The 6,987-nt window shown below is 39.7% G+C and carries 7 protein-coding genes; 5 read left to right on the plus strand and 2 right to left on the minus strand.

Annotation, left to right across the window (positions count from 1 at the left end):
* Positions 1-1,553, plus strand: a 1,553-nt coding sequence (locus RM049_RS12940; RefSeq protein WP_322704441.1) for a DUF4114 domain-containing protein, incomplete at its 5' end; no start/stop codon positions are given.
* A 1,011-nt stretch (positions 1,554-2,564) separates the two neighbouring features.
* On the plus strand, positions 2,565-3,035 hold the full coding sequence (locus RM049_RS12945) for a hypothetical protein (protein ID WP_322704442.1): 471 nt from the start codon (positions 2,565-2,567) through the stop codon (positions 3,033-3,035).
* 376 nt (positions 3,036-3,411) lie between these two features.
* On the opposite strand, the gene RM049_RS12950 is transcribed toward RM049_RS12945, so the two are convergent.
* Positions 3,412-3,669 (minus strand): hypothetical protein, encoded by a 258-nt coding sequence (locus tag RM049_RS12950; protein ID WP_094343937.1) that lies wholly within the window; start codon positions 3,667-3,669, stop codon positions 3,412-3,414.
* A 196-nt stretch (positions 3,670-3,865) separates the two neighbouring features.
* On the opposite strand from RM049_RS12950, the gene RM049_RS12955 reads away from it, so the two are divergent.
* A complete protein-coding gene (locus RM049_RS12955) occupies positions 3,866-4,168 on the plus strand; it encodes a hypothetical protein (RefSeq protein ID WP_322687519.1) in 303 nt (100 codons plus the stop codon).
* Positions 4,169-4,271: 103 nt separating this feature from the next.
* Here the strand turns inward: RM049_RS12955 and RM049_RS12960 are convergent, their stop codons facing one another.
* Positions 4,272-6,278, minus strand: a complete 2,007-nt coding sequence (locus RM049_RS12960) for a TnsD family transposase (protein WP_322704443.1) — start codon at positions 6,276-6,278, stop codon at positions 4,272-4,274.
* Between the two features lie 173 nt (positions 6,279-6,451).
* Here RM049_RS12960 and RM049_RS12965 point away from each other — a divergent pair, with 173 nt between their 5' ends.
* Both RM049_RS12965 and RM049_RS12970 read left to right on the plus strand, forming a co-directional pair.
* On the plus strand, positions 6,452-6,691 hold the full coding sequence (locus tag RM049_RS12965; RefSeq protein ID WP_292736648.1) for a hypothetical protein: 240 nt from the start codon (positions 6,452-6,454) through the stop codon (positions 6,689-6,691).
* Positions 6,688-6,834: a hypothetical protein gene (locus RM049_RS12970; protein WP_322687522.1), complete on the plus strand. Its 147-nt coding sequence runs from the start codon at positions 6,688-6,690 to the stop codon at positions 6,832-6,834. The genes RM049_RS12965 and RM049_RS12970 overlap by 4 nt, the downstream gene beginning before the upstream one ends.
* Positions 6,835-6,987: the final 153 nt, after the last annotated feature.

The following is a 6,987-nucleotide window of genomic DNA, read 5'->3' on the forward strand; positions in this document are numbered from 1 at the left end:
TAGGGGTGAGTGTTAATGTAACTGACCTCCTTGCGCTCTTGCCGGGTGGTGTACTCTTGCCGGGAGCTAAAGCTGAGGTCATCCTTAGTAATTCCGATGGTCAACTGAACTTAAACGGTTCAAATAATCCGGTTGCTATAGCTATCGACACAACTAAATCTACCGAAAACTTATCCGTCGCCGTCAGCGCCATTGATGATGGTAAGACAGAAGCTGATACTGATAACAAAGGTATAATCAGCGCCACAATTGCAATCGATGGTGTCTCTTTGCTTGGACTCAATCCCATCACAGTCACTGCTAACATCACCGATCCATTAGTTTCTGGAGGTGGCAATTCTTCTGGAGGTGGTACTTCTTCTGGAGGTGGTACTTCTTCTGGAGGTGGCACTTCTTCTGGAGGTGGTACTTCTTCTGGGGGTGGCACTTCTTCTGGAGGTGGTACTTCTTCTGGAGGTGGTACTTCTTCTGGAGGTGGTACTTCTTCTGGAGGTGGTACTTCTTCTGGAGGTATTAACGACATACCAACCCTGATAAAGAATGCTAATAACGATATCTTTACTATTAAAGGTAAAGGTAATAGCGAAAAAGCAACACTTTCAGTCCAACTGACAGGACAAAGTTCTAATCATGTTTATGAATTGGGAGTATTTGCTGTAGATGATGAACAAGGGAGAATTCAAGGTATTGCCTCTAGCGATCCTGGTTACGTGGAAGCAGCTTTGAAACGATCCAAGGTGATTCTCTCCTCACTTACCAAGTATCCAATTGGATTCAATGCTGATTTAGCTAGTTTGTCGGAATTTACTTCTGGCGAACAGCTAAAATTTTACTTAGTACGCGATAATACCATAGATAATATCTTGGCTGGACAAGCTGCTGTTACAGATGTACTGATTTCCGATCCGACAAATCTTAAAGTTACAAGCTCAGGTAATAATAACTTCTCCTTGTCTTGGAAAGCTAGCAACAGCAGTGAATTCAAGGATTTGATGTTCAACATTCAGGCAACAGATAAAAATTTGCCTTTGGGTACAGGTTTACAAGGAAACCAACAAGGAGAACTCCTTGATTTACGTGGTGTGACACAACAGGTAAAAGCTGATTTTGTAGTCAATAGAGAAGCTGCATACGATGATGTTATCGGTTTCTATAAAGTGGCTGATACAAATGGTGGTATCGACACCAACGGGGATGGTACAGCAGATATTCTCGTAGGGCAAGCTGGTTATGCCGAAGCTGCTATCCGTGGAAGTGTTGCAGGTATAGACTTGACGGGGAATAACCAAGGTACAGCAAGTTACTCTGGGAATATCGCACCTGATTCTCTGTATGCACCGTTTATTATTGTTAATGGTAGACCTGATGCCATTCTTGATAGCAATGCGAATAACAATCCAGCAATATACTTCGCATTTTTGGGTGCTAACTCAGACAAGACAGATCACATTCGTCTGCTAGAAAATAACACCTTTGGTTTTGAGGATTTAGCAAATGGTGGTGACAAAGATTTCAACGATATGATTGTGCATGTCAATTTGAATATTCAGTAGACCGAAAACTTTTGCGATCGCTCTTGGGTCATCCGTGAGAGGTTAAGCTGAACTTCCCTCTGTACGAATGTACTAAATAGACCTCAAAAGCCTGTGTTGAGAGCAATACAGGCTTTTATATTTGCATAAATGTACCCATGTAACCCATTCGTGAGAGGTTAAGTAATTGCACATTTGTCAAGAGGGTGCAGGAAAAGGGGATAAATCCAGCCTGGAGACTTGTTTTCGTAAGGCTTTGACAACTCCTAAATCTTGATTTTCAGGAGCAGCAAAGTCAGTAGACCGAAAAGTTTTCCAGAAGCCTTACCAGTTCTTGATTTTTGCTTGGGAATACCAGAAGCCAAAATTCAGTAGACCGAAAAGTTTGGCGCTCGCTAAAACATGGTAGCCTGTGATACCGTTTTCGGGGGAAATATACAAAAGCTGATTGCTTGGCTAAATGATAAGATTAAATTATCAATAAACCCCAAAATCAACCAAAATCAGCCAGATGGCAAGTAAATTTCACAGGCAACTCCATAATTGCGGTCTACTGCTTGACCTAAAAACTCAAGCATTTGTTTAAGGGTAAATAGATGGGAGAAAACTTGTCTTGAACTTTTTTTTAAACGGCTGAGATAATGCCAGACTAGATAAATCCAACTTTAAGACTTTCGTTGTGTTTTCGATACTATCGCTTTGGGTGGCTGCTCGAATTAAAATCTCAAAGATATTTTTTTTTCACACTTTCCTTGAGTTTGAATTGGAATATGTTCTGTTAAACAGTTAACTACTTCGTTTAAGGTTTTACTATCAGTTAGAACTGGCTCCGTTGCATTCATAACCCAACTAAATAATTCTCAATTTTGCTTCTTTACCTCCATACTTTACTTTACACAAATTGCATACTACATATCCAGAACTATCTTTTAGTAGGCGCGTTACCTTAACTTTTTCGGTTATTAATTAGTTTTACTTATTTATAGTTGCTGAAGGAGTATTCTAAAAAATGTATTTTAGAATACGGTTTTTTTGACAACAGTCGGTTTTATAGGTATCGCTCTGTGCGCGATCGCAGAAGGAGTTGCAGCGTTACTGTGGAATGAAAACTTTGCTTATGCCACTGGCTGGGATGAATCCAAAGGACGTTATCTTGGTTTGAAAGCAGCTGAACACATTACCGTAACCCTTAGCAGTCAAAATCTGATAGTTAAGCCAGAAGTAGCGCAACGCCAGTTTGAGGCAGATGCTGCTGCTAAAGTAACTCCACCAGGATTTAAAGAAAAAACAGGAAGCTACAAGATTGAAAAAGAAAAAACTATTGACATTGTAATAACAGATAATGCTTCCTCTGCTGTCATAGTTCCACCAAAACGTTTCTATGGTTCAGTCAAATTGGACGCATTGCGGCTAAGACGTGACATAGGACAGATAGCAGACGAGGTTATTCAACACCTCAGTAGTTTAGTAGATGCTGAAGTAGAAATTACCTTAGAACTTTAGGTCACTGTCCCTGAAGGAGTTCCAGAGAACGTGATTCGCACAGTCAGCGAGAATTGTCGGGTTCTCAAATTTAGTAATCAGGGATTTGAACAAGAATAAAGTTGAGGTAGATAAACTTGTTAGATAGTAATGAGGTAAAGCATTAAGTTACACCCAGCGAAGTCAGGGAAAGTCTTGTGGGTTAACGGATTTGAGTGCGATCGCAGTCTTATTTATAGTTAATACATAGTTATTACTTGTAGTAACTGTGCCTCTTCCCATAGTTAATCTCCTTAACAAAACTAAACCCGTCAGGCATCTGACGGGTTTTTTGGGTTCTTAGGGGCAGAACTGATAATTTGATCTATCCATAGCCTGAGAGAATCGTTCTCTTCTCTCAGGCTGCTAATTTTCCCAAGTATTCATTTTGGAGTGCAGCAACTTGTTGTTTTAGATTCTCCAAGTCCGCTTGCATTTTGGCTAAGTCTGGAGTTCCTTGGAGTTCTTCAGCCATGTAAGAACGAATCCATCCCATGATCAATTCTGAGGCTGTCTTGCCTTCAGCCTTAGCTTTATTCATAAAAGCTTCCTTTGTCTCATCATCCATTCTGACAATAATCTGATTGCTCAATTTCGTTGTCTGCCGCTTTGCCATACTAGTTTCTGCTGAAAACTTTCAATCTGTAATAACTCTATTTACCTTAATTGTGGCGAATTTTGAAAATTTTGTAGTAACGCTATTGTTTTAGTAATAACAAGTAATTACAATATAGTAACAAGACAAAGGCGATCGCCCTCCGTCCAAAGATTGCGATCACCTTTTGTTAAACCCCATCAATGAGGTTACTCAGATGATTGTACAAGATGAATTTGACAACCAAGCCTCGGCTCAAGCAGAGTTTGAGGGATATGTTGACTACTTAGCTGACGTAGCAGCACCAGAAATTGAAATTGACTCAGTACCAGATGAATTGGGAGAACTGTATCGAGTTTGGAACGGTTCCCAACTTCTGGGAACTTTTTACCAGAATATTGAAAGCAAATGGGTAGCACAACCCTGTAATAGCGATAAAAGACACTGCTGTGATACTTCTGATTCAGCACTGCTTTTGATTGTTGCTGTCAACGGCTTACTGGTCGCGGATGTAGCTTAGAACCCAGTATTCTTCCTATCATTTAGAGACGTGAATTTAACACGTCTCTTTCTTGTTTGGAGCTTTTGATCAACAAAACTATTATCAAAAAAGTGTTATTAATTTAATTCGGTTGCTTATAAAGCTCATTTTCTAGAGCTGCTTGTACTCTTTGTGAGCAATTTTCTCGTAGCGCAGCCAGTCTAATCACCTTCCAAGGCTGAATTTCTTCTCCGCAATCATCAAGCCGCTGAATTGCCCACTTAATACGCCGAATCTGAAAATCCTCTACAGTTTCTGTCACTGATTCTAAATAAACCTTAGTCACTGGCATTTCTGACAAATATTTTTCGAGTAGTGCCAGTAACCCAATAGCTTTGCCTATCTTGCCAAGAGTTATTCTCGCGGGTTTTTCTGCACTCAGAAGCGATCGCACAGCATTTTTTAACTTTTCGAGAACTTGCTTGTCTCTTTCTACCCAGTCAACTTTACCGACGCAAGGGACAGGCATTTTTAAAGAAGGCGAATTTTTATTGAGCCACTCTTTATCGTTTCTGTATAGCCAAATATAGGTTGCCTTAGCTAATGCCCTGAGAGTAGTTTTCGATGCCTCTGGGTACTGCTTTTGTAAAGCTTTCCAAACTTCCCTGAATTTTACTTTGCGATCGCTGGCTAAATTTAGATTAGAGTCTAAAACTTCTTCTAAGTCTACTAACCGATTTTCCTCTGAAGATTTCCAAAAAGTTTTTAGCTTAAGTATGGCAGTATAACGTTTTACTGTTCTGGAATTGACCTTGAGTTGTCTTGCTGTCTCTCGTAAACCTAACTTTTGGATTTCTACCAGTTCTTTTAGCTTTTGCTCCCAGAATTGACCGTAAGTCAAGACTTTGCCAATTCGCTGCTTATCTTCATCAGTTTCATCAGGGCCAGTTCTGCAATAAACCATCCCACAGGAACAAGAAAAACTACCTAACGGCTTTTTATTATCCAAACAGTGAGTGACAACAAGATTAGTTATTACTGGCTTGAGATAATGGTCTACCGCAGCATTTAGACACAGCCAAGGCCCTTCACCAAAAGGTTTATATTGGTAATCCGTGTTGAAAAATTCCTCGATAGAATTCGTCAGAAATCTAATTATGAGTAGATGTCTGATGGGATGAAATGACTTTCTATGCTTCCTGACAATGCTGAATAGCCAGTTTTGCTCATTTTCGTAATTCACCATTGAGTTAACAGCCTCAAGCACTTCAGCACCATAAAAGAACAAGAAATTATCTAGTAGTCTCTTCTGGTTTACTCGCCCGGTTGCCGTTGCAAAATTTTTTTCAATTAATAAAGCTATATATTTTCTTTGAAACCACTCTAGTTCTCTAGAGAAAAGATTACTAGTTATCAACCATGAAATATCTTGAGCCAGCAGTCGCAACTTCTTTAAAGTCTCTTGACTGTAAGTCTGTTGTATCGGTACAACGGGACAATTTTCTTGGCTTGCAGCATAGTATTCATGCCTGTTAAAACCTTGTATGGGAATTGTACTATCTTGCAAAGTCACACCATGAAGTGGGCAAACCAGAACCCCTGGTACTTGGTGTAGTCTATGCCAGTAGGACTCCCCATAGTTTTGCAAATCTTCTTCCAAACATTTTGGGCAAAATCGCAGATACCTCTGCATCTTCAACGAACTCGCCATAATTCCGGTTCTGGTATGAATATCTCCTCCGAAATCTGCTTTCATAGAGTCCATCACCTGACTGGCTCTTTTCGGTGGGAGAAAAACACTGTAGAAAGAATAAAGGGTATATTTATATATCAAATCTTCTACTTGATAATTCGAGATAAATTGTAGATTCTCAATCAACGAATTAAGGTTAGAAGGTAAGTCAACAGTAGCTATTACATCTTGAGAATTAAATAGCTCTGTTAGAGTTATTTTTGGACTTGTGTTACCACTCCTAATGTGGTAGCGAGCCAAGATACTGTATAAAATTTCATCTGGATAAGGGGCTGGGAAAAAGCCAAGCATAGATTCTTTGTTATGTTGAAACCTGAAAAGAATATTTTTATAAATTCCAAAGTGTTTCAAGTTTGTGGCGATCGCCTTCCACACCTTTCTCTCTACAGCAAACAAAATTATGAGGATTTTTGTCCTCTATCATCAAAGTTTTAGGTATTACACAATACCTATATTATCAATAATTCAGGTATTACACAATAACTAAATATTTTTGAGCAATTTATAGAATCTACCTGTAGTGCTTGCTGTTGACTATGATTTAGGAGGTGTGTAATAGCTGGGTACTAATGGGAAAGAAAGGGCAGAAAGGACAAAAAGACGTACCAGAGATGTACGATGAGGTGAAGAAAAGGGTTAACCTAGCTCTTACTCCCACTGGTATTGAAGGATTAGATGCGATCGCTTCCAATTTTGATATAAGCAGGTCGGAGCTTGTAGAGAGAATTGGCAGACGACTGATTTGCCTAGATATAAATTCCTTCACTGAGGAGGAGATGGAAGCTATAAAAAAGCACTGGCTGAATTGATTGCTATTTACAGCGATCAGTTGAAAGATCAGGGTTTGTTTACTGGTCTTGGTGCAGTTGAGGGCGATCGCAAGTTGCAACTACAGAAGCAGATTGAGCAATGGGAACAAATCCGCACAAAAATTTCGCATGAAAAGGGTTGAGGGAGGTTTTTGAAGTATCAGCTATGGGAGCGAGCAGCAAAATCTTGCTTAACGTCTGACGACATCTAATGTTAAAGAATACTGTACCAAGGGTTCCGCTGGGAGCATCCAGTTTTGGCAGAAATACTCAAATAGCAAGTAAACCATTGAGAT

It is taken from the genome of Nostoc sp. DedQUE04, assembly GCF_034530995.1.
Taxonomy (GTDB): domain Bacteria; phylum Cyanobacteriota; class Cyanobacteriia; order Cyanobacteriales; family Nostocaceae; genus Nostoc.

Coding starts and splice junctions, on each gene's coding strand:
- RM049_RS12950 (WP_094343937.1), bottom strand. CDS start 3,669: ATGGCAAAGCGGCAGACAACGAAATTGAGCAATCAGATTATTGTCAGA.
- RM049_RS12965 (WP_292736648.1), top strand. CDS start 6,452: ATGGGAAAGAAAGGGCAGAAAGGACAAAAAGACGTACCAGAGATGTAC.
- RM049_RS12955 (WP_322687519.1), top strand. CDS start 3,866: ATGATTGTACAAGATGAATTTGACAACCAAGCCTCGGCTCAAGCAGAG.